Genomic DNA, 23166 nt, shown 5'->3' on the forward strand with positions numbered 1-23166 from the left:
TTCTGCAAGCGCTTTTGACGCTAAAACATTTTTGTTTTTTGTTGAGGATATGCAAATCCACTGTTAATTATAGTAATTAATGAAGAATCTTGTTTTTATAGGCTATGTTGAAGTAAAAGACCGTAAAAGTTTTTTGTGTTGAATTATTATTTTGATTAATTGTCTTTGTTTGGTTTTATTGGTTTTTTTTTGAAATTTTGATAGAGAAGGATAATTATTGAGAATTTTTTTGTGTATTTGAACCTAAGATATTTTTTTTCCACGAAACAGCTTTCTCTGACATAAGCTGAAAAGAAGTCCTAAAAATTGTATAGGTAGGTGGTTTTATGACAATTTCACGTGTCGATACTGTTTCTATTCCTGTTTCGGATCAAAATCAGGCTTTGAAGTTTTATCGAGATGCACTTGGTTTTGAATTGATCCGAGATCATTGTTCGAATAATCAAAAACGATGGCTGCAATTAGCGCCAAGAGGTGCAGAAACGACAATCAGTTTAGTGACGCCATTTGGTGGAATGAAAGCAGGTACGGTGCAAGGGTTAGTGGTACAAACGGATGATATACAGCTAACGCATAAAGAGCTCAAGCAACGTGGTGTATTATTATCAAGTATTGTTAATTTAGTAGGTGGCAAGTTTGCTACGTTTAATGATCCCGATGGAAATGGCTGGGTATTGATTGAAGCTTCTGCAAAAATGTATGCTTGAACCACGAGCAATAATATTGCTCGTGGTTCGTTTCTAATTAACGGCTAGAAATCGTTGTCGCTAAAGTATGAGACTGTCCTGGCGCTAGTTCAATATTTGGCTGGTGGATTGTTGACTCTACGCATACCATGGTTTCAAAACTATTATCAGCCATATCACTCATACTAATAGATAGCGCTTGCCAAGGGTTCCAAATTACAGCGGCATTGTGACCTTCGTTAGTGACCAAAATTTCACGATTATTGTTTTTATCATTAATAGTGATAGTGGATTCTGGCTGAGTATATACACGATCAGTTTCGCTGGTGAAGGTCAGTGTAGTACCACCTTCACACGCTCTACCTTGTTGTGTACTATCAAGGTAGTTTGGTCCCATTCCTGTAATATCAATATTGTTAATATTGGCAATATCGAGGTAAGTATGCAATGCGCCGCTGTACGACCATGGTTGATTGTCGGTATTCGTTGATGTCAGGCTTACTTTGAGATCTTGACCGACTTCAAATGTTAGGACGTTTTTAAACTTATGCGGCCAAATAGCGTAAGTTTCTTCATTATCTTCCAGTGCTAGACTGACAATAACGACATTTTCGTTTTCACGGTGTTCCAATAATGACCACTGTGATGTGCGGGCAAAACCATGAGAGGGAGTGCCAGCTTGGCCAAACCAAGGCCAACAAATTGGAATACCGCCACGCACCGCTTTTGACTGATCAAAAATGGCTTTTTCACTTAACCAAATAATGTCTTTCTCACCTTGTGGTTTGAACCATAATAGGTGGCCACCATGCAGTGAAATTCCGGCTTCAGCAAGAGGGTGGATCACTCGAATGATATTAATCCCTTGATATTCACAAGCAGTGACGTTGTCGGATAAAGCGTTAACAGTAGAAAGTTGACGTAGATTCATCTTCATTCCTTAAAAGTTAAAAGCAGGAAGTGCTCATTTGTTTAGCGCTTATTAGAGCATTAAGCAATAAACAAAAAAGTACTTATTTTTCGCTTTAAAATATCAAAAAATATGAAAACTAATTTGTGAAGAGTTCTGATTGTTTTTTTATCATTTATACTAGATACAAAAAAGGCGCCGCAAAATGCGCCGCCTTTTTAATTGCTTACATTACTTAGAGATGTGAGCGATTAGGTCTAGAACTTTGTTTGAGTAGCCGATTTCGTTGTCGTACCAAGATACAACTTTAACGAAGTTATCAGTTAGTGCGATACCAGCTTTAGCATCGAATACTGAAGTTTGAGTTTCGCCAATGAAATCTTGAGAAACAACTTGATCTTCAGTGTAACCAAGAACGCCTTTTAGAGCACCTTCTGATGCTTCTTTCATAGCAGCACAGATAGTTTCGTAAGAAGCACCGTTCTTAAGATTAACTGTTAGGTCAACTACAGAAACGTTAGCAGTTGGTACGCGGAAAGCCATACCAGTTAGTTTGCCGTTTAGCTCAGGAAGAACAACACCTACAGCTTTAGCTGCACCAGTTGATGATGGGATGATGTTCTGAGAAGCACCACGACCGCCACGCCAGTCTTTAGCAGAAGGACCGTCAACAGTCTTCTGAGTAGCTGTAGTTGCGTGAACTGTAGTCATAAGACCAGATTCGATACCGAACTTGTCGTTAAGAACTTTAGCGATAGGTGCTAGACAGTTAGTCGTACAAGAAGCGTTAGAAACGATATCTTGACCTGCGTAAGTGTCTTGGTTAACACCCATAACGATCATTGGAGTTGCGTCTTTAGATGGACCAGTAAGAACAACTTTCTTAGCACCAGCAGTGATGTGCTTACGTGCAGTCTCGTCAGTTAGGAAAAGACCAGTTGCTTCAGCAACAACGTCAACGTTGATTGCATCCCACTTAAGATCTTCTGGGTTACGCTCAGCTGTTACACGAACAGTTTTACCGTTAACGATTAGGTTACCGCCTTCAACTTCAACAGTACCGTTGAAACGGCCGTGAGTTGAATCGTACTTAAGCATGTATGCCATGTACTCAACATCGATAAGGTCGTTGATACCAACAACTTCAATGTCGTTGCGCTCTTGCGCTGCACGGAAAACAAAACGACCGATACGGCCGAAACCGTTAATACCTACTTTAATTGTCATTACAGTTGCTCCACAACTTAATTTCTAATGAAAGATAACTGGTAGTAAAATTACATAATACTACGTGACCCTGCAAGCAAAAAAATCGTTTAAATTGCTTAAAATCAAAAAAAAGATCGGATTTTATTTACATTTCGACTACACCGGCGGTAAATCATACAAATATTGTGTGATTTAACAGCGTCGTAATTTTAAACTTTATATTGCTGATAAATACATTAGACGGTTTTTTTTAAAACTGTGAATTTTTAAAACAGGCATATGTGTTAAAATCACTATAAATAAAAATAAGTTTTTAAAATTAATATTGAGGGAAATAAAGGACGGCGGAAATGAAAAATAAATCTGATGCTTATTGGCAAGAGAAATTATCAGAAATGGCTTATCAAGTTTGCCGACAACAAGCGACTGAGCCACCCTATAGCGGCAAATTACTTCATAACCATAAAACAGGTATTTATTCATGTACTTGTTGTGGTTCGTCGTTGTTCTCTTCTGACAGTAAATATGACTCAGGCTGTGGTTGGCCTAGCTTTGATGCACCACTGAATGATGATTGTATCAGCTATATTGAAGATAATAGTCATGGTATGAAACGAATAGAAATTCGATGTAAGTCTTGTGATAGTCATCTTGGACATGTTTTTAATGATGGTCCACAAACAACAGGTGAACGTTATTGTGTGAACTCGATATCATTAATATTTACGGACGAATAAAGCGTATGAGTGACGGTAATATATAATTATTTACCGTCACTGTAATACATATCTAAAATGGTACTTTAAAACAAAATAATTTTAACGATTAAACCCTATATGTATCTATTATAAATTTATTTGATATTTACAATAAAATTTTAATTAATCATATTTCGCTCGTAGCTGCCATTTTGTAAATTATCTAAAATATTGACTGCTTTTTTATTTAAAACCTTCTGTTCATCTTCTGTTAACAAAAATAAGCGGGCAATATTTTTCGCCTTTACTACGGGCATATTCATATCATTAGCAATTAATACCCATATATAAGCTTCTTTCAGTTTTTTTTGCTGTTGAGATAATGTTGCTAATGATTTAATTATATCTTGGTTTACGTTTTCATTTTTCTTATAAAGTGAAAGCGCATGATGGAGTAATTGATAGGTTTTATCTTTATCTTTGCTGATGTAGTAGCTAGCAAGTGCTAACTGAAGATCGGGCGTTTCTAATTCCTTTTTACCTTCGAGAGCGAGAAATTGTTGTTGTGCTTGTTCATCACCTTGACTCCAGCGATAGTAAATAATTTCTGGATCGGTCGACAACGATAGCTCTTTGTTTAAGCGTGTTACATTGTGATAGCTATCGTATAGTGCGTTCATACGAATAGTCTTTCGATCTTTTAGCTCTGTTGGTTCAATACGAGCTGCATATTCCAAGCAAAAAATATACTTTTGCGTCGCTTCAAGTTCTTTAAATTTTTCTTGATCGGTTGGATTTTTCAACACATCATAACGTTGCCAAATTAACCCTGTTCGTTGAATACGGCATTGACCATCATTGACGTTGAGCTGGGTACACAAATCAGGGTAACTTTTACATAAGCTATCTGTGGTACGGTGGCGTTCAAAACAACCAGTTAATAATAAGCTAATACTGATCGTTGTGAGAAGACGTTTAGTACTGTTTAAGAGTAACCTTGTCGGTACTACTCTTTTTGATGTTTCTTTAATTGAGAAGTAATACGCCATAGTGACCTACATGTTGGTTACGAATAATGATAAATATAACGATGTCATGTGTTGTTATCGACGGATGCTCTCGAAAATGGTGAATTTATTTTGATAGACCTATCAACCTGTGATCGCTATTACAGTTTAAGGGGAAAGCATTGACTGTTATTACGTATTTAATAAGCTACAGCGATGTATTTAAACAAGCCTGTTAGTATCAAAATGAGGAGTGGGTATGGATGTGTCGCAATTATTGAAGGCAATGACGCCAGAAGTCTTTGAGCGTATATCAGCCGCAGTAGAAACGGGGAAGTGGCCTGATGGTACAGTATTAACGGCTAATCAAAGAGATTCTGCGATGCAGGCTGTGATGCTTTATCAATCTCGCCATAATAGTGATGCGCAACATATGACGGTTGCGGAGGGTGGCGAAATAAAATTTAAGAGTAAAGCTGAATTAAAACGTGATTTTGCTAATCAAGGTACTCTTGGTGAGTCGCCAGAGATAGCTCGTTTTGAACATGATGATATTTAACGTTAGACCTTCTCATGCAGGTTAGGCAATATCATAGCTTCACAATAGAAGCTTTGTAATTGATGATCTTCTTCTGACACAATATTGGCTATCCATGGCTCTTGCTCTATACGCTGTAGATAGTGGTGTAGAGTCGGGTAATGGGGTTGCAATCGTAACCCTGCCATCCACCCCGTTCTAAAAATACTCCAGATACTTATTTCAGCCATGGATAAATGATCGCCAACATACCCTTGCTCGGGTAGTTGTTCTTCGAGGTATTTCAACACATTGGGCAGGTGGTGAGAAAGGCATTGCTCCACCGCTTCTTCATCACATGGCTTATTTTGCATTTTATCGCGTAATACTTTTTGGTAAAACAAAACGCCACCGAGTAATGATGTCACACGTGTCGCTGCATAGGCTTCAAACCAACGAATTTTTGCACGTTGTTTGGCATCGCCCGGATAAAGTGGGGGAACGGGGTAGGTATCGTCAAGATAATGGGCAATAACAGTTGAATCAATGATTGTTGTATCGTTATGTTCAAGTACAGGGACTTTTCCCATTGGGTGGCGTTTGTGCGCAAGCTCTTTTTCTAAAAAGGGGTTGAGAGGCTGGAGTTCATAACGTATCCCTTTGTAATTAAGTGCCAACATGATTTTTCTGACGAAGGGCGAAATAGAGGCACCATGTAAAATCATCATTGTTCCAACCCATGAAGGTAGATTGCTATTAGCTGTAATTGTAGTTCGGCTGGAAAATTTTTGGGGAGTGGTGTTTTTATTTTATGATAGCTAAAAATAAAAAAGAGCCTGTTCGGCTCTTTTTTTTATTAAACAAGTACTACTAATTACAAGGTTAACTCACCACGGAGATCTTGTTGCATCAGCGTACGCATTGTCTCAATCGGTAAATCTTGGCTGAGTAAGTAATGTAATTTAGCTAATGCCGCTTCAGGTGTCATATCATAGCCACTCAGCACGCCAGCATCAGCTAGCGCACAACCTGTTGCATACCCACCCATATTAACTTTACCTGATAAACATTGGGTTAAGTTCATGACAATCACACCACGATTTGATGCTTCTTTTAACTGATCAAGTAGTTCTTTATTTTGAGGTGCATTACCTACACCAAAAGTTAGTAGGATCATAGCATTAACAGGTTGGCGTAGGGTATTACGTATAACCTCTGGTGAGATCCCAGGATACATGGTGATCACACCAATAGGTTGTGGCGTGATGGTATGAACTTTAAATTCACCATCCGGTTTTTTGTTTAATTCCGTTCCGCTATTAATGGTGATGTTAATGCCTGCTTCTAACAATGGTGGCAAGTTTGGTGAAATAAACGCACCAAAACCATCGGCATGAGCCTTAGTACTGCGGTTACCACGGATCAATTGGTTGTTGAAAAATACCGTCACTTCATTGATTGGGTAATTAGCAGCAATATGTAACGCATTCAATAAGTTGCTTTGACCATCAGAACGAAGTTCAACTAATGGAATTTGAGAGCCGGTTACAATGACAGGCTTATCTAAATTCTCGAACATAAAAGACAAAGCAGAAGCGGTGTACGCCATGGTATCTGTGCCATGAAGGATCACAAAACCATCATACTTATCATAATTATCTTTTATATCGTCTGCAATGCGTTGCCAATCCGAAGGTGTCATATCTGATGAGTCGATTAAAGGCGAATACTCATGGATAGTGAACTCAGGCATTTCTGGGCGATGGAATTCTGGCATGCTAGCTAATTGCTTTTGCATAAAGCCTGATACAGGAATATAGCCGTGATCAGATTTTTGCATACCAATGGTGCCGCCAGTGTAGGCGATATAAATATGTTTTCTTTCCATTTTTCAGCACAGAGTTAACGGTTGGTGTGCGCATTATACGCAAACTGTATGAAGATGCGAGTTAAGGGATTTTTAGAGGGATACTTCTTGCTTTGAAATGTGAACTAAGATTGATGTGCTTATATTTTGAGTTATTGTGGATTTTATCACTGATCTAGATTGGTGGGGTTATTTAAGCATTGTTACATAATAAAAAGCTCGACATATAGCCGAGCTTTTTAACTATTTATTACTGATAACGTTTTTGTTACTAGTTAACAGTGCTGCAATTTAAGCAGAACGCATAACGACCATTAGGATCGTTAAAGTTACTAAGAGAAGTCAGATCTTTTGCAACTTTAGTCACTGGAGCTAATGCATTTGGTGTGTCACCAATAACCATCGCCACAACCTGTGCTTTAACTTCACTCGACATTTCTTTAAAGAATTGCTGGATAGGAGAAAGAGGCTGTTGCATCCATACTAATTGGTAATCATCAATTTTTGCAAGTGACACGGCTTCAGTTATTGCAGTATCAAAATCACCGAGCTCATCGACTAAACCGCGTTCTTTAGCGTCTTTACCTGTCCATACTCGGCCTTGAGCAATTTTATCTGCTTGTTCAAGTGACATGTGGCGGTATTTGCTGACTAAACCAATGAAGCGCTGGTAGCCATTATCAACCCCAAGCTGGAAAACTTTGCCGATATTTTCAGGAAGTGCACGTGTTACGCCGACACCCGAGAAAGGAGTCGTTCCAACGCCATCACTGTAAACGCCTAACTTTTCCAAACTTTTCTCAAATGTGGTTAAAATGGCAAAGATACCAATAGAGCCTGTAATGGTTGTTGGTTGTGCGATGATCTTATCGGCACTTGAAGAAATCCAGTAACCACCTGATGCAGCAACACTCGACATCGAAACAACAACAGGTTTCCCGGCTGCTTTTAAGGCATCGACTTCATTACGGATCACTTCAGAAGCAAAGGCGCTGCCTCCTGGGCTATCGACACGTAAGATCACAGATTTTACATCGTTATCAAAGCGAGCTTTACGAAGTAGTGCTGCAATCGTGTCACCACCTGCTGTACCTTGGCTACTCTTACCATCAACAATAGCGCCACTTGCAACAATGACAGCTACTTTGTTATCGGATGGTTTTTGATCATCAACCAGCATAGATAAGTAATCGTAGTAGCTGATCTGTTTAAAGCTGTGTTCACCATTATCACCAAATTCTTTCATTAAGATTTGGCTTAATTGAGGACGAGTTACCAACTCATCAACAAGACCCATCTTTTTACTCAATTGCGCAAAATCACCATTAACGGCTATAAGTTGTTCAATAAAGCTGTTCATTTCAGGAGTCAGTGTTTTTGCATCGATATTACGATTTTTTGCAACATCAGACGTATAAGCATCCCATAGTTGATCTAACCAAACCGTATTGGCTTCTTTCGCTGGGGTTGACATGCCATCGCGGATATAAGGTTCGACAAATGATTTGTAAGTACCTACACGGAAAACATGCGTGGTGACATCTAGCTTTTCTAATAATGTTTTATAGTAAAGCGTATAGGTGCCATAACCCTTTAACATGATACCGCCATCAGGTGACATAAAGATCTTATCGGCATAACTTGCAAGGTAGTATTGGCTTTGGCTGTAATGACCACCATAAGCATAAACAGGCTTACCAGATGCTTTAAATTCTTGAATGGCTTTTGCAATATAGCGCAGTTTAGTCAGACTCGTTTCAGGCATGTTTTTAAGATTTAATACAAGGCCAGTAATAGAGCTATCGGTAGTTGCAGTGCGGATGGCTTCGACAATATCAAATAAAACGTTTTGCTCAACAGGTGGTTGCCCCATCACATCACTAATAACGCTATCTAATGGATTGTCATAGTTTTTCTGCTCAACAATCGGACCAGATAAATTAAGCACAAGTGCCGATGCCTCTGGTTTTTCAGGACTTTCATCATTGTCACTAAAAGCAAAAATAATGGCACCTACAATCAGTAGGAAAACTAAGTTAAGAATAAACTTACGGGCGAAGTTGATTAACTTCCAGATTGTTCTGAAAAACGCTCCAATCCCTGTGAATATGGCTTTCATGGATGCTCTCTTTAATGATTCTTGAGACATATCGTATCGTACTCATTAACTAATTTCAGTAAATTTACTATTAAGAAGAGATATCAAAACAAGGTATTGAATAAATAGCCGTGTTGTTAGTCATCGAAGTGATAAGAAAAGTGCGCGAAAGCACAATTGTTAACTTAATGTAAACAAATAATTGAAATGGCATAGCAGGGTTAATATACTGGTCAGACCATAATAAAAAGAGAAGCAAAAGCCATGGACAATAAAGCATATCCTCATTTGTTAGCGCCATTGGATCTTGGTTTTACTACCCTACGAAACCGTGTGTTAATGGGCTCTATGCACACAGGGCTTGAAGAATCACGAGATGGATTTAAAAAGTTATCTGCGTTCTATGCAGCACGTGCGCGTGGTGGTGTAGGATTAATTGTCACTGGCGGTTTCTCTCCCAATTTTCGTGGGCGACTACATCCGTTAAGTGCTGAATTTAGTTCATCACGTGCAGCTCGGGCGCATAAAAACATTACAGATGCAGTGCATGATGAAGGTGGAAAGATAGCGCTTCAATTACTACATGCAGGGCGTTATGCAATGTCGCCTTTTGCAGTGAGTGCCTCTGCTATTCGTTCACCTATTTCTAAATTCACACCAAGTGAAATGTCTGAACGTCAGATTTTAAAAACCATCAATGCTTTTGCTAAAAGCTCAGAGCTTGCTCGCGAAGCTGGCTATGATGGGGTTGAGCTGATGGGATCTGAAGGCTATCTGATTAATCAGTTTATCTGTCAGCGTTCAAACTTACGTTATGACGATTGGGGTGGGAGTTATGAAAATCGAATTCGTTTCCCATTAGAAGTTGTGAAAGCGGTTCGTGCGCGGGTTGGACGTGACTTCATAATTATCTTTCGTCTTTCTATGCTGGATTTAGTTGAGCAAGGCAGTACTCATGAAGAAGTAGTGATGCTCGCTAAGGCTCTAGAGCAAGCTGGCGTAACCATTTTAAATACGGGCATTGGTTGGCATGAAGCACGTGTTCCGACGATTGCTACGCAAGTCCCACGTGCCGCATTTGCTTGGGTTACAGAAAGGCTCAAACAAGAAGTCTCTATTCCTTTAGTTACCTGTAATCGTATTAATACCCCACAAGTGGCTGAAGATATTCTATCTTCAGGGCAAGCTGATATGGTATCGATGGCACGACCATTCCTTGCTGATCCTGATTTTGTCGAAAAAGCAGCGCAAGATCGTGCTGATGATATTAATACCTGTATTGGTTGTAACCAAGCCTGCTTAGATCATGCTTTTGTTGGAAAACGTGCCAGTTGTTTAGTCAATCCCCAAGCGTGTTATGAGACAGAACTGGTATTAACTCCGACAGCACAAAATAGAAAAGTGGCGATTGTCGGAGCTGGGCCTGCTGGAATGGCATGCGCTGTTGCTGTTGCAGAGCGAGGTTTTACCGTCGATGTATTTGAGAAAAATGATCACGTTGGTGGACAATTTAACCTTGCGATGCAAATACCAGGTAAAGAAGAGTTTAAAGAAACGATTCGTTATTTTACCCGTCGTTTAGAGCAAACAGGTGTAAACGTAAAACTTGGTTATGCTGCAACAGAAAACGACTTAGCTAAATATGATGAAGTGATCATTGCAACCGGTGTTAAACCACGTATTCCGCCTATTCCTGGCGTCGATAATCCTAAGGTTATCGATTATCAAACTTTGATCAGAGATAAAGTACAGTTAGGACAAAAAGTTGCCGTTATTGGTGCTGGTGGTATTGGGGTGGATGTATCTACCATGCTAACGGAGCCTGAAAATCAAAATCTTGATCAATGGCTTGAAGAGTGGGGGATTGATAAAACATTAACGCATGAAGGTGGTTTATTGCCGCATGATGAATACATTAGCACGCGACAAGTATGGTTAATGCAGCGAAAACCGGGGAAAGTAGGTAAAGGCCCTGGCAGAACAACAGGCTGGATCCACCGTAGAACATTAGAAAAACGCGGTGTTGAACTGCTTGGTGGGGTGAGTTACGACAAAATCGATGACGCTGGTTTGCATATTACCGTTGAAGGACAATCTCGAATATTAGATGCCGATAATATTGTTCTTTGTACAGGGCAAACATCGGTTGAAGAGCTATCCGACAAGCTCATAGAGCAAGGCATTAATGTTCATGTTATTGGTGGGGCGGATGTTGCCGGGGAGGTAGATGCTAAACGTGTAATTCGTCAAGGTGTTGAACTGGCGGCAAAGCTATAAGCTGTAATTAAAGCATTATTGAGCTAACAGGTGAGATTAAAATCTCACCTTTTTTATCTGTCAAAATAAAGAATCGAATTTTAATTATTTTAAGAGGTATGTTACTGGTTTTACTTAATTGTCATGTTGATGTGTTTTTTTTGATTCTAGATTGTATTTAATTGGTTTTTGTGACGTTGGTTCTTAAATGTATATCTATACACTATGCAATATGTTTTTATCATTACTATTTGGTATGGTTGTTGTCTTTATCGATTTATGAATGTTTAAATAATGCCCCTCTATAGATGCAAAGTTTTACAAAATGTATGTTTAGTTACTTTTTTTTGTCTGTTTTTTCTCTCCGGTTGCAGTATGCCTGGAATGCATTTGAATATAAAAAGTAAAGGGCTAAAAAATACTAAAAATGAATCCATTTTGAGCAAGGTAAATGTTTATTATTTAGATAGTAGTGTAATCAATAAAATAAGAAAAAAAGAAGTCAAAGCTAAGACGAATGAAGAATTACAAACTGATATAAATAATTATAGTTATATTGTTGGACCCACAGATGTATTAAATATCACCGTTTGGAATCATCCAGAGCTAACTATTCCTCAGGGACCAGATCGAACGCCCGAAGAATCGGGTACTCGCGTGCATGCTGATGGGCGTATTTTTTATCCTTATGTTGGCTTTATTCATGTTGCAGGACACGAATTATCTTATATACAAAATGTGTTAACAAATAAGTTAGCTAGATACATTGAGATGCCACAAATTGAAGTTTCAGTAGCTGCCTATAAATCAAAGCAAGTTTATGTCACCGGCTCAGTGAAGTGTCCTGGAGAACAAGCTATTACAGATAAGGCATTAACGTTATTGCTTGCTATTAATAAGGCTATGGGGTTTAGTGCTGATGCCGATTGGCATAATGTTACTGTCACAAGAAATAATAATGTTATTCATTTATCGGCTTACGATCTTATTCAAAATGGCGATTTAACCCAGAATATACTATTAAAGAATAACGATATTATACATATAGCTAATAATGACGATTTAAAAGTATTCGTAATGGGGGAGGTGAACAATCCTCAAACGCTTCAAATTGACCGCTCAGGAATGAATTTAACTGAGGCGCTTAGTACTGTTGGCGGGATTAATGAAATCAGTGCTGATGCTGAAGGTGTCTTTGTTATTAGAATGAATAACGAGAATAAAAATAATAAAGTTGCAAATATATATCAACTGAATATGAAAAATGCTGCTGCTATGATTCTTGCCAATCAATTCGAATTAAAATCTCAAGATATTATCTATGTTACCGCTTCACCCATGGGAGGGTGGAATAGAGTGATGACACAGGTTCTACCAACCATTACAAACTTTACCACACTCACTCAAGGTGTGAATTATTATACGGATCTTAAATAACGTAATTAAATTAGGGATGAAATGAAATGGATGGTAACAGTAATTTAAATCTTGATGACATTAATCTAATGGATTTATTTAAATCGCTGCTTGAGTCTTGGAAGCTGATTTTAAGTATCACGTGTTTCTTTATGATATTAGGTGTGCTCTATGTGAAGTCAACACCTTTAACTTATCAGGCTGAAACAAGACTACAAGTAGAAACACAACATCAGCACTTAGATTTTCACGTGAATGATATTTCAAACTTATTTATTTCACAGTCTACAGCAAAGACAGAAATAGAAATTATTAAGTCTCGTATGGTGCTGGGGAGAACTGTTGATAATCTAAACCTAACTTTATATTCATCACCAATATTTACACCTATCATAGGTAAAAAGATCGCGTATTTCTTAGGTAATGTGCCTGAGATTAAAGTTTCATTATTGATAACACCTGAAAATGATAATAAATCAAGTGGCAATAGCGAAGGTAACTATATTGTAAAAATAAGTGATGATAAAAAAGGGTTATACGATTTTTTAAATGAAGACAATAAACTGATTTTCTCTGGTGAAGTTGGAAAACTAGAAAATAAAAATGGATATGAAATACTTATTTCAAAGCTGGATGGAAAGTCTGGGCAGAAGTTTATCATTAAGAAACTTAATCGTTACAATACAATATCATCGCTTAGAAGTCGTTTATCTATAATGGAGCCTGGAAAAGATACAGGTATTTTATATCTCTCATTAAAAGGTAATAATCCTTTACGAATGGAAGCTATTTTAAATGATATCGTTAATAATGAATTGACACAAAATATCGATCATAATGCACTAGAAGCAGCTAAAAGTTTAGTTTTTATTGAAAATCAGTTACCTGAAGTTAAACGGGAGTTGGATATTGCTGAAAATAAACTAAATACATTTAAAGTGTCTAGCGATTCTGTTGATATGGATTATCAAGCTAAGTCGACGCTTAATATTTTAGCATCGGTTGAAAGTAAATTAATCGATTTAGGTTTCAAAGAGTCTGAACTATCTAAGTTATATACTAAAGAACATCCTGCATATGTTGCGTTATTACAACAAAAAAGATCACTATTAAAAAGAAAAGTTGAACTAGAAAATGAAGTTAGCACGATGCCTAAAACAAACCAAAGAATAATTACGTTAAATCGTGACGTAATGGCAGCTCAACATATATATATGTCGTTAATAAATAAAGTTCAACAATTAAGGATAAGTCAAGCAAGTACTGTAGGTAGCGTAAGATTAATTGATTCAGCAGAAGCCTCACCTATTCCGATTAAACCAAAAAAAGCCCTTATCGTTGTTCTCGCTACCTTGTTTGGTGGGATGCTTTCTATTGTAATTGTTTTATTAAAGAAAAATTTTATAAGTGGTATTGATGATCCTCGTCAAATATCATCATTAGGACTCCCTCTTTATGCAACTGTGCCATATTCCGATAATCAAAGTAAATTGCTTAAAAAAAATAAAAACAGTAGTGAATTTAATAAAAAGGGTATGTTACTTGCTTGCCTTTACCCAAATGACTTAGCGATAGAGGCGATTAAATTGTTAAGAACCAGTTTGTATTTTTCAATGTCTACTGCAGGAAATAATATATTAATGATTTCAGGTTCAAGTCCCGAGCTTGGTAAGTCATTTTTATCTGCAAATTTAGCGATAGTATTTTCTCAAGCTAAAAAGAAAGTATTATTCATTGATACTGATATGCGTAGAGGGAAAAGTGCAAAAATATTTGATTTAAAGTGTGAAAGTGGACTCTCTGAATATTTAAGTTATCAATTGGATTTAGATGAAACTGTACAAAATTCGAATATTGATAACTTAGATGTTATTTCTTGTGGCAGTACACCACCTAACCCTTCTGAGTTACTGATGGGCAATAGGTTATCAGACTTAATGCAGTGGGCTAATGAAAATTATGATATTATTATTGTAGATACCCCATCATTATTAGCGGTGACTGATGCAGCATTAGTTGGTAAGTATGCGGGGACCAATTTCTTAGTTGGTCGATTTAAAAAGACATCTGTACATGAAATTGAAGTCGCAAAAGAGCGATTTAATCATGCTGGCGTAGGGATCAACGGCTTTATATTTAACTCGGTAGAGAAAAAAATCAGTAATACCTACGGATATTATAATTATAGCTATGCTGATAAATAAATATTTTTAAATAGTAACGTACTAAATATTCTAAAAAAGGATAAGGTAAATTTCTTATCCTTTATTATTTTACTCTACGGTTACTTTCACATATTTGATGTATGCATTTCTTAAACGTTGAATATTCACTTTAAAGTAAGCAGGAGAAAGTCGGCCACGACTCTCATATTGACGAACAATATTATGTTGAAGATCCGATGAAGCCCCTAAACCAGAGTTTAAGTTATTGTGGCTTTCACCGATGCGTGTTTGCAATGAGTATACAAACTGATCGATACCACGAACTTGTATATAGTCAGGCTTCATATCACGCCAAGGTGTTAATGAGATAGCAATACTCACGGCAACAAAGTCTTCATATTCACTGCTACCTTTTGCTTTGGAGGTCAGGTAGTTAATACTTAATTTAGTATCTCCTAACCAGTGATTAGAAGTTACACGCGCACCAATATCACCTTGGAAATATTCGCCAGCCTGAAGCCCTAATTGCCAATTATACTTTGGAAGTGAATAGGTATAGTTAGCTAATAGACTTTGTTTATCTGTAATCTTTCTTCCTCGAGTATCATATTTATCTTTAGATATGAATTTACTCGCTTCAAAACCCAGCATGTGATCGCCTTGTGGTGAGTACCATTGAGTTTCATTTATTCCCCCCCAGTAACCGCCCATCATGTAGCCACCACTAAATTGAGTAATGATATTTTGTGGTAGTTTAAATGCTTGATGAATAAGTGCGCGATCAAGCTTGTTTTCAAACGCTTGTTGATGCCATAAGCCACCTTGGTCAAAATCGTCACTATTATCAATGGGCGCCATATAACGTAGATCAACAGCAGCACCTTGCCATAGTGGTGTATAAAGGTTGGCAGCAAGTGCTAAAGAATAATCAAAGAAGCCGTATTCTGTTGCAGTTCGGTGATTTAATGCGGGAGATAAGATCACTTGGCTACGACCAAAACCGCTATTCATGGTTTGGTATAACCAAGTCGTTTGGTCAAAGTTAGGCTTTGCACTTATGGTGTTAAAGCTAAGTTGCTTACACGGGATATCTGATTGAATGAATTCACGATAACATTGTGTTTCCGTGTTTACTGCAAACATTGGTAATCCGTTAGTCAGTAAAATTAGCTCAACATTTTGTTCTTGGTTTTGTTGGATGTTAGCTTTGCCATCTGATTTTTTGATGAGTTTAGCAAGATCACTAAAGACGCCATCGCCAGCTTTGCTAGCAATAATACCCAGAGCAACACCCACACCATCTATTTGGTTATGGTTATAACGGCGATTTTCTAACGCAATAACCATTTTATTATTACGATAGCCGACATTTAAATTAACAAAGCCTTCTTCTTTTAACGCATTGATTAAGTTTGCAAGGCTTGCAGTACTCGCCTGCGCTAATTGTTGGTTAATCTTTTTGGCTAATTGCTCATTCTTGTTAATGGTAAGATTAAGTGCTGTATTATCGTTATAACCCATTAAAGGAACAGAAAAATTAACGCCCCATACATCCTGTTTACTGTGTTCATGCCCTGTATAAACTTGGTAATCAAGGCTTAATTGACTGCCCCAAGGTAATAATCCCTGAGGTATAAACAACTTAGCATTGCTATTAAATTCAGCGGCATCGTATTCCGCTGTGAATTGCATAAATGAAAGCGGTTGCCATTCAGCGCCAGCAAAAGGGCCATTCATAATGCCGTTAGAAAGTACTGAACTGCCGTAACCACCACTCAAGCGCAGCGATAAACTGTCAAAGGTTTTATCGGCCACAATATATTTAGTATCAAAGTTATTGGCAGCGCCACCAATATCTTGCGCACCAACAGCGACATTGAAACCTGTAAAGTCATAAACATAAGGTAATTGAAATTTTGCTGACGCCGATAAATCACGGATCCCACCGTCTTTTTCTGTATATAAATTAGTATCGTAAGTTTTGGTAACAATACGGCCGCCTACTTCTAAATAAGGAAATAATCCTGTAGCAACGAACCAGTTATCGAGCTGGCTAATGGACTGACGATAAGGCACACCTTGGTGGAAAGAAAGACTAATGTCGCCTGTTTTAATCACTTGAGCATTAGGTGTAAACATTAAGCCAGTATAACCTTGGCTTGATGGGAGAGTATCAACAGATGAAGCGTGAACCTTTGGTGAGGCGAATGCTGCCAATATGCTTAATGTTAATAATGAATGAGGTAGAAAAGGGAGTGAATTCATGATCGACTTCCGTGTAGCAAGATAAATATATCGCATATAAAAGAAACAACAAAAGGCACCCGAAGGTGCCTTACTTTTTTATAGTAATGATTAGTTACCAGTACCACCGCCTGATGAACCGTCACCACCGCCAGTACCACCGCCAGTACCACCGCCAGTACCACCGCCAGTACCACCGCCAGTACCACCAGTAACGGGTTCACCTGTTTCTGGATCTCGTTCTTTGCCAGTACTTGGGTTAGTTACTTTATCTTTTAAAGTATCAGGCAGTTGTTGTTCAGGATCTGCAATTATCTCAAAACTACTTTTCAAGTCTGATACAAAACTATCATTAATTAGCTGTCCATTACTCGAAGACTTAGGAAAATTTGGATGTGCAGAAATTAATGCTTCCGTGATTTTCTTTGTTGCTATTGCCATATCTTTGATGGTTGATGTTTTACCCTTTTGAGATGTTAATACATCAGAAAGAACAAATATTTTAGCTAATAAATCTTTGTGAGCATCAGGAGCAGCGGTCGCTAATTTTTCTAATGCAGCCTTAGGGGATTGCAAAAATTCAATGATATTTAAATTGTTTGTATCAATCTCTAATAGGCTAAATACTTCAGAAGCTGTTGAGTTATCAAACTCTGCAATTTGATTATCTTTCATATATTTTGCTATTAAAGAAGAAATCGGTGTTGCAGCAGCAGGTTTACCCGCAGCCATTAATCCTTTTGGAATTGAATAGCTAACGTTAGACATATCCTTACTGTTAGACATGTCGATAGCTCCCGAGGTCGGGATAAACTCGACAGTACATTTTTCAGGCTCTGTTGATAGTGTGTTATTTGAAACGTCAGAATTACCATAACCATTAGTCTTAGCAACTTTTCCAGTTTCACCATTGGCACAACTAAATGTCCCTTCAATACCTTTAACGGCACCATCGAAAGCTTGCAAGGTATATGTTTTCACTTTAGGCGTTGTAACGCTGTTGTCATTGTCACTACCGCAACCAGCAATAATTAGGCTTGCAATAATTGTCGATAATAATTTGATCTTCATATCTATTCCTTATTTATGAAGTGATACATTTAATTAAATGAGTAATGGGATTATTCCGTAATTACTTGCGTTGAAGTTTCAATATCAAGCGATGGCGAAATAATGTCGACACGGCGGTTCTGCGAACGACCATCCTCGGTTTGATTTGATGCAACAGGATCGGATTCACCACGGCCTTGAGCAATAATGCGTGAGCTATCCAGATTTAGATGCTGGCGAAGTGTGTCTGCAACAGCTTCTGCACGTTTTTCTGATAAGGTCTGGTTATAAGATTCAGATCCACGACTATCGGTATGACCGACCACATAAATTTTTGCCGTATCTTGCTCTTTTAAGCGCTGTTCAAAAGGCGCAAGTTTTGCTGCGTCATCCGTTGTGATGGTGCTGCTATCAAAAGCGAAAGGTACTGTCAGCCTAAGTTCTTCAAGCGTGACTATAGTGACTTGATTAACATTGATTGTTTCTTTAATTTCAACGGTTGCTGGCGCGCCCCAATGAAAAGCTAAACCTAAACCTGCAAAGTGAATATCAGGGCCAGCAACATCGTTGTAGTATTGGTACTCTAAACGAGTCGAAAAGCTTTTATTAATAAAATACTCAAGGCCAGCTCCCGCTGTAGATGACCAACCGTTATCACTTTTGATTACACCAGAACCAATTGCATTCCAGTCGTAATAAAAAGCCCCCGCTTTAGCGAAAATATCAACGTTATCAGAAATTGCATAAGAGAACTTAGTAACAAGGTCAGCACCTTGCGCTTCATAACTCCCCTGCTTGTTATCTAGTTTGGCATTACCTAAATGGGTGTAGCCCGTTTCTAAAGCAAACCAGGGTGTGACTTGATAACCCGCAAACACACCACCTGTAAAATTTGTATCTTGAATTTCGGATACAGAGGTCACAGCGTCATCCATGTTAGTCAGGAAGCTAGCACCAGCGCGAGCACCTATATACCAAGGGTTATCTGTTGATGCGTGTACGGAATTAGATACAGAAAATGCAAGTGGAATCATCAAGAAGATTTTTTTCATTATTGCCACCGTATTTGAAAAACAAATAAATAGAGAGATAGTTATTAATGCGGGAGTATATATTTGTTGCATATGGTGGTGTATGTATTTTTTTGCTGTTAATCATTTTTTACTAAAAAGTGATATATGAATCACAGTAGAAAACTGTATGTAACGTAGGTTAATTAAAGTGTAACAAACTGTAATGTTTTTTATTTTGTTTTCATGTCAATGCTTTAGGTGTGAGTTGATTTATTAAAATATTAAAAGTGTGAAGTGAAACGCGTTTGTTTGATTTAATTGATCTTTGTTTTCTCTTGTGTGTGATTATGAATTAATATGCGCCAAAAATTCTATTTTATTGATTAAGTGGGTGTAATAACTTTATTTAATCATCATTTATAGCAAATGAGGGGCTGTAACCTTAGGGCGGTAGCTTGCCCTTTTGCCTACTTGCCTACTTGCCTACTTGCCTACTTGTCTAGGCCTTTATCTTTTGCTATTGCCTATAATCTAGCTGTGAGCTAAGCATGACTTTATCAATAAAAATAATATCGACAGTATCCATTTCACTACTTCTTTCTGGTTGTAGTGTTCCAGGTTCTAATATCAATATAGATAATAAACAAGTAATAACTGCAGGAACTGAAGATTCTTCGCTAGATAATATTAATGTTTATCCCTTAACGGCTTCGACTGTTTCCCAATATAAGAAAGCGCCGATTTCTGCTCAGGTTAACAGTAATCATTGATAATGAGCTGAAAGATTATGAATACCATATTGGTGTTGGTGATATTTTAAATATTACTATTTGGGATCACCCTGAACTAACAATACCTGCGGGCTCTTATCGTAGCGCAAGTGAGGCGGGTAACTGGGTACATGCTGATGGCACTATTTTCTATCCTTATATTGGTAAAGTGAAAGTTATAGGTAAAACTGTTACCCAAGTACGTAAGGAAATTGCCCGTCGGTTAGCCGCTTACATTGAAGCACCGCAAGTCGATGTTAACGTAGCCGCTTTTCGTTCCCAGAAAGTATATGTTACAGGTGAAGTTAACAAACCTGGTCCTGAAGCTATAACCAATATTCCACTAACATTATTAGACGCTATTAATAGAGCTGGTGGTTTGGCGAAAGATTCTGACTGGCGAAACGTAACTTTAACTCGCAATGGTAAAGATCAGAATATATCTCTATATGCGCTAATGCAGCGCGGTGACTTAAAACAAAACCGATTACTAGAAGATGGCGACATTGTTCATGTTCCTCGTAATGATTCACAAAAAGTGTTTGTGATGGGCGAAGTGAATAAGCCACAACTGCTTAAAATCGATCGTGCAGGTATGAGCTTAACTGAGGCGTTAAGTGATGTGGGCGGTATTAATGAGTTAGAGGCTGATGCAACAGGCGTATTTGTTATTCGTTCTAAAGATTCTCAAAAAACAAGTGATCCAATTGCTGATATTTACCAATTAAATATCAAAGATGCGACAGCGCTGGTGATAGGCACCGAATTTGAATTACAGCCTTATGATGTTGTTTATGTAACCGCAGCACCAATTACACGTTGGAACCGCGTAATCAAACAGTTATTACCAACTATCACTGGGTTTAATAATTTAACTGAAGGTGTTCAACGTTTTGTCGATTTAAAGTAGACAAGATTTTATCTTAATAATTATTGAATAAAATATGACTGAAATGGAATATTATTCATGAGTTTAACTCAAAATTTAACGAACAAAGCAGCACCTAATAATAGTGATGAAATAGATCTTGGTAAGCTATTTGGCATCTTAGTTGATAACCGTTGGAATATTATTGTTATCACCTTATTCTTTACTTTTATTGGTATTGCTTACGCACTTCTCGCTACACCAATTTATAAAGCCGATGCCTTAATTCAAGTTGAACAAAAAAGCACAGGAATGCCAGCCCTTGGTGGTGACATGGCTGATCTTTTCTCTTCTGAATCAACCGCCACTACTGAAATCGAAATTATTAAGTCTCGTATGGTATTAGGTGAAACCGTCGATAAACTAAATTTAACGATTGTTGCTACCCCTAATTACATGCCCGTTATCGGAAAAGGCTTGGCAAGACTTACAGGAGACAGCGAATCCATTGCTGTTTCTCGATTCCTTTTACCTGATTCAGCGCTACAAAATGGTTATGTATTAACGGTTACTAACAGTAAAGACGGTGATTACACGTTAGCAAATAAAGATGGCCGAGATGTATTAAAAGGACAAGTCGGTAAGCTGGCTGAAAATAAAGGTATTAGCTTACTAGTCACCGATGTGAACGCAAAAAATGATGCGACGTTTACCTTAAGCAAAATTAGCCGATTGGATGCGATTCAAGGTTTACAACGTGATTTATCAGTGAGCGAGCGAGGAAAGCAAACTGGTATTCTTCAGCTTTCAATGACAGGCGAGAATCGCACTAAAATAAAAGAGATATTAAATGACATCAGTCAGAATTACTTTTTACAAAATGTAGAGCGGAATTCCGCCGAAGCTGAAAAAAGTTTAGTGTTTCTAAAAAAACATTCACCTGAAATTAAAAACCAATTAAATAATGCTGAAGATAAACTTAATCATTATCGTCAATTAAATGAATCAGTGGACCTTAATTTAGAAGCGAAATCAGCATTAGAAGTGATGGTGAATGTTGAATCACAATTAAACGAATTAACCTTTAAAGAAAGTGATATTTCACAGCGATTCACGAAAGAGCACCCAGCATACATCGCTTTATTGGATAAGCGTAAAACCTTGTTATCAGAGAAAGCACGCTTAAATAAACGTGTAGAGAAACTACCGAAAACACAGCAAGAAATTTTACGCTTAACCCGTAACGTTGAAGTAAATCAGGAAATTTATGTTGAATTGTTAAACAAAGTTCAAGAGCTGAGCATTGTAAAAGCGAGTACTGTGGGTAACGTGCGTATTCTAGATTCAGCACAAAGCTATTCACAGGCAGTGAAACCGAAAAAAGCCTTAATTGTTGTTCTTGCAACACTACTAGGTGGCATGTTGTCGGTTACTATTTCTTTACTTAGCGCAGCGTTCCATAAAGGGGTTGAAACGCCAGATCAAATTGAAGAAATTGGCTTACCTGTTTATGCTTCAATCCCATTATCTGACTCACAAACCGAGCTACTGAAAAAGCAAAAAGGTAAAAACTTAACGGTAGAGCAAACCTTGTTAAGTGTTTATAACCCCGCAGATTTATCGGTTGAAGCACTGCGTAGTTTACGTACAAGCTTGCACTTTGCGATGATGGAAGCAAAAAATAACGTGCTAATGGTATCTGGCCCGAGCCCTGGTATTGGTAAATCGTTTGTATCTGTAAACCTTGCCTCAGTGATTGCAAAAGCAGGGCAAAAAGTTTTAATTATTGATGCTGATATGCGAAAGGGCCGAATGGAAACACAATTATGTACTGACAATAAACCGGGTTTATCTGATTACTTATGTGGCAAACAAGACTTTAGCCATGTTGTCCGTGAAACAGGTGTGAGCGGTTTAGAATTTATACCTCGTGGTGACACGCCGCCAAACCCATCAGAGTTGATAATGCATCCGCGTTTTAAAGCATTAATCGAGTGGGCAGGTCAGCATTACGATATGTTGATTGTGGATACTCCCCCTATATTAGCTGTAACAGATGCTGCTATTGTTGGCGCCCATGTAGGAACCACCTTATTAGTGGGACGATTTGAGCAAAATACCGTTAAAGAAATCGAGGTTGCTAAACAACGCTTTGAACAAAATGGCATTGAAGTGAAAGGCTTTATTCTTAACGCCATTGTCCGTAAAGCAAGTAGCACCTACGGCGGAAATTACGGCTACTATAATTACAGCTACGACAGTAAGTAACTTTTTAATAGCTTTAGAAAGTCGCTAGTTGTTGTTGTCTTAGTATGGTTAATATCAGTTTGAAAAATGAACGTTCAAATAGAGTTATCATGTGAAAAGAATGACATAACTATCACTTACAGAT

The 23166-nt window shown here is 37.8% G+C and carries 16 protein-coding genes and 1 pseudogene; 8 read left to right on the forward strand and 9 right to left on the reverse strand.

Annotation, left to right across the window (positions count from 1 at the left end; genetic code table 11):
• Positions 1 to 326 precede the first annotated feature (326 nt).
• The gene (locus SKA34_RS15330; RefSeq protein WP_006646444.1) at positions 327 to 707 is read left to right on the forward strand and encodes a VOC family protein; all 381 of its coding nucleotides are present in this window, start codon (positions 327 to 329) and stop codon (positions 705 to 707) included.
• A 37-nt stretch (positions 708 to 744) separates the two neighbouring features.
• Here the strand turns inward: SKA34_RS15330 and SKA34_RS15335 are convergent, their stop codons facing one another.
• On the reverse strand, positions 745 to 1617 hold the full coding sequence (locus tag SKA34_RS15335; protein ID WP_006646445.1) for a D-hexose-6-phosphate mutarotase: 873 nt from the start codon (positions 1615 to 1617) through the stop codon (positions 745 to 747).
• 210 nt (positions 1618 to 1827) lie between these two features.
• Complete coding sequence (gap, locus tag SKA34_RS15340) at positions 1828 to 2823, reverse strand: type I glyceraldehyde-3-phosphate dehydrogenase (protein ID WP_006646446.1); 996 nt, start codon at positions 2821 to 2823, stop codon at positions 1828 to 1830.
• A 332-nt stretch (positions 2824 to 3155) separates the two neighbouring features.
• On the opposite strand from gap, the gene msrB reads away from it, so the two are divergent.
• Positions 3156 to 3542 (forward strand): peptide-methionine (R)-S-oxide reductase MsrB, encoded by a 387-nt coding sequence (gene msrB / locus SKA34_RS15345; protein WP_006646447.1) that lies wholly within the window; start codon positions 3156 to 3158, stop codon positions 3540 to 3542.
• Between the two features lie 140 nt (positions 3543 to 3682).
• Here the strand turns inward: msrB and SKA34_RS15350 are convergent, their stop codons facing one another.
• Positions 3683 to 4552: a DUF2989 domain-containing protein gene (locus tag SKA34_RS15350; protein WP_006646448.1), complete on the reverse strand. Its 870-nt coding sequence runs from the start codon at positions 4550 to 4552 to the stop codon at positions 3683 to 3685.
• Positions 4553 to 4769: 217 nt separating this feature from the next.
• On the opposite strand from SKA34_RS15350, the gene SKA34_RS15355 reads away from it, so the two are divergent.
• A complete protein-coding gene (locus tag SKA34_RS15355; protein ID WP_006646449.1) occupies positions 4770 to 5069 on the forward strand; it encodes a YeaC family protein in 300 nt (99 codons plus the stop codon).
• A 2-nt stretch (positions 5070 to 5071) separates the two neighbouring features.
• Here SKA34_RS15355 and SKA34_RS15360 read toward each other — a convergent pair whose 3' ends face one another.
• The 3 genes from SKA34_RS15360 to sppA all read right to left on the reverse strand — a co-directional run bounded on the left by SKA34_RS15360 (position 5072) and on the right by sppA (position 9013).
• Complete coding sequence (locus tag SKA34_RS15360; RefSeq protein WP_006646450.1) at positions 5072 to 5755, reverse strand: glutathione S-transferase family protein; 684 nt, start codon at positions 5753 to 5755, stop codon at positions 5072 to 5074.
• Between the two features lie 146 nt (positions 5756 to 5901).
• Entirely contained in the window at positions 5902 to 6915 is a 1014-nt protein-coding gene (gene ansA / locus SKA34_RS15365; protein WP_006646451.1) for an asparaginase, read from the reverse strand.
• A gap of 250 nt (positions 6916 to 7165) precedes the next feature.
• On the reverse strand, positions 7166 to 9013 hold the full coding sequence (sppA, locus tag SKA34_RS15370; protein ID WP_006646452.1) for a signal peptide peptidase SppA: 1848 nt from the start codon (positions 9011 to 9013) through the stop codon (positions 7166 to 7168).
• A 243-nt stretch (positions 9014 to 9256) separates the two neighbouring features.
• Here sppA and SKA34_RS15375 point away from each other — a divergent pair, with 243 nt between their 5' ends.
• The 3 genes from SKA34_RS15375 (at position 9257) to SKA34_RS15385 (ending at position 14868) form a co-directional block, all read left to right on the forward strand.
• Positions 9257 to 11269: an NADPH-dependent 2,4-dienoyl-CoA reductase gene (locus SKA34_RS15375; RefSeq protein WP_006646453.1), complete on the forward strand. Its 2013-nt coding sequence runs from the start codon at positions 9257 to 9259 to the stop codon at positions 11267 to 11269.
• 273 nt (positions 11270 to 11542) lie between these two features.
• Complete coding sequence (locus SKA34_RS15380) at positions 11543 to 12685, forward strand: polysaccharide export protein (RefSeq protein WP_039860619.1); 1143 nt, start codon at positions 11543 to 11545, stop codon at positions 12683 to 12685.
• A 26-nt stretch (positions 12686 to 12711) separates the two neighbouring features.
• Positions 12712 to 14868: a polysaccharide biosynthesis tyrosine autokinase gene (locus SKA34_RS15385; RefSeq protein ID WP_006646455.1), complete on the forward strand. Its 2157-nt coding sequence runs from the start codon at positions 12712 to 12714 to the stop codon at positions 14866 to 14868.
• Between the two features lie 69 nt (positions 14869 to 14937).
• Here the strand turns inward: SKA34_RS15385 and SKA34_RS15390 are convergent, their stop codons facing one another.
• From SKA34_RS15390 to SKA34_RS15400, 3 genes are all read right to left on the reverse strand, one after another.
• Positions 14938 to 17094, reverse strand: a complete 2157-nt coding sequence (locus tag SKA34_RS15390; RefSeq protein WP_006646456.1) for a YjbH domain-containing protein — start codon at positions 17092 to 17094, stop codon at positions 14938 to 14940.
• Positions 17095 to 17184: 90 nt separating this feature from the next.
• Positions 17185 to 18144 carry a hypothetical protein gene (locus SKA34_RS15395; RefSeq protein ID WP_006646457.1) on the reverse strand — a complete coding sequence of 320 codons (960 nt, stop codon included), beginning with the start codon at positions 18142 to 18144 and terminating at the stop codon, positions 17185 to 17187.
• A gap of 50 nt (positions 18145 to 18194) precedes the next feature.
• Entirely contained in the window at positions 18195 to 19175 is a 981-nt protein-coding gene (locus tag SKA34_RS15400) for an OmpA family protein (RefSeq protein ID WP_006646458.1), read from the reverse strand.
• A gap of 509 nt (positions 19176 to 19684) precedes the next feature.
• On the opposite strand from SKA34_RS15400, the pseudogene SKA34_RS15405 reads away from it, so the two are divergent.
• Both SKA34_RS15405 and SKA34_RS15410 read left to right on the forward strand, forming a co-directional pair.
• Positions 19685 to 20816 (forward strand): annotated as a pseudogene (locus SKA34_RS15405) (polysaccharide export protein).
• Positions 20817 to 20873: 57 nt separating this feature from the next.
• A complete protein-coding gene (locus tag SKA34_RS15410; RefSeq protein ID WP_006646460.1) occupies positions 20874 to 23042 on the forward strand; it encodes a polysaccharide biosynthesis tyrosine autokinase in 2169 nt (722 codons plus the stop codon).
• Positions 23043 to 23166 lie beyond the last annotated feature (124 nt).

The organism is Photobacterium sp. SKA34, from assembly GCF_000153325.1.
GTDB lineage: Bacteria > Pseudomonadota > Gammaproteobacteria > Enterobacterales > Vibrionaceae > Photobacterium.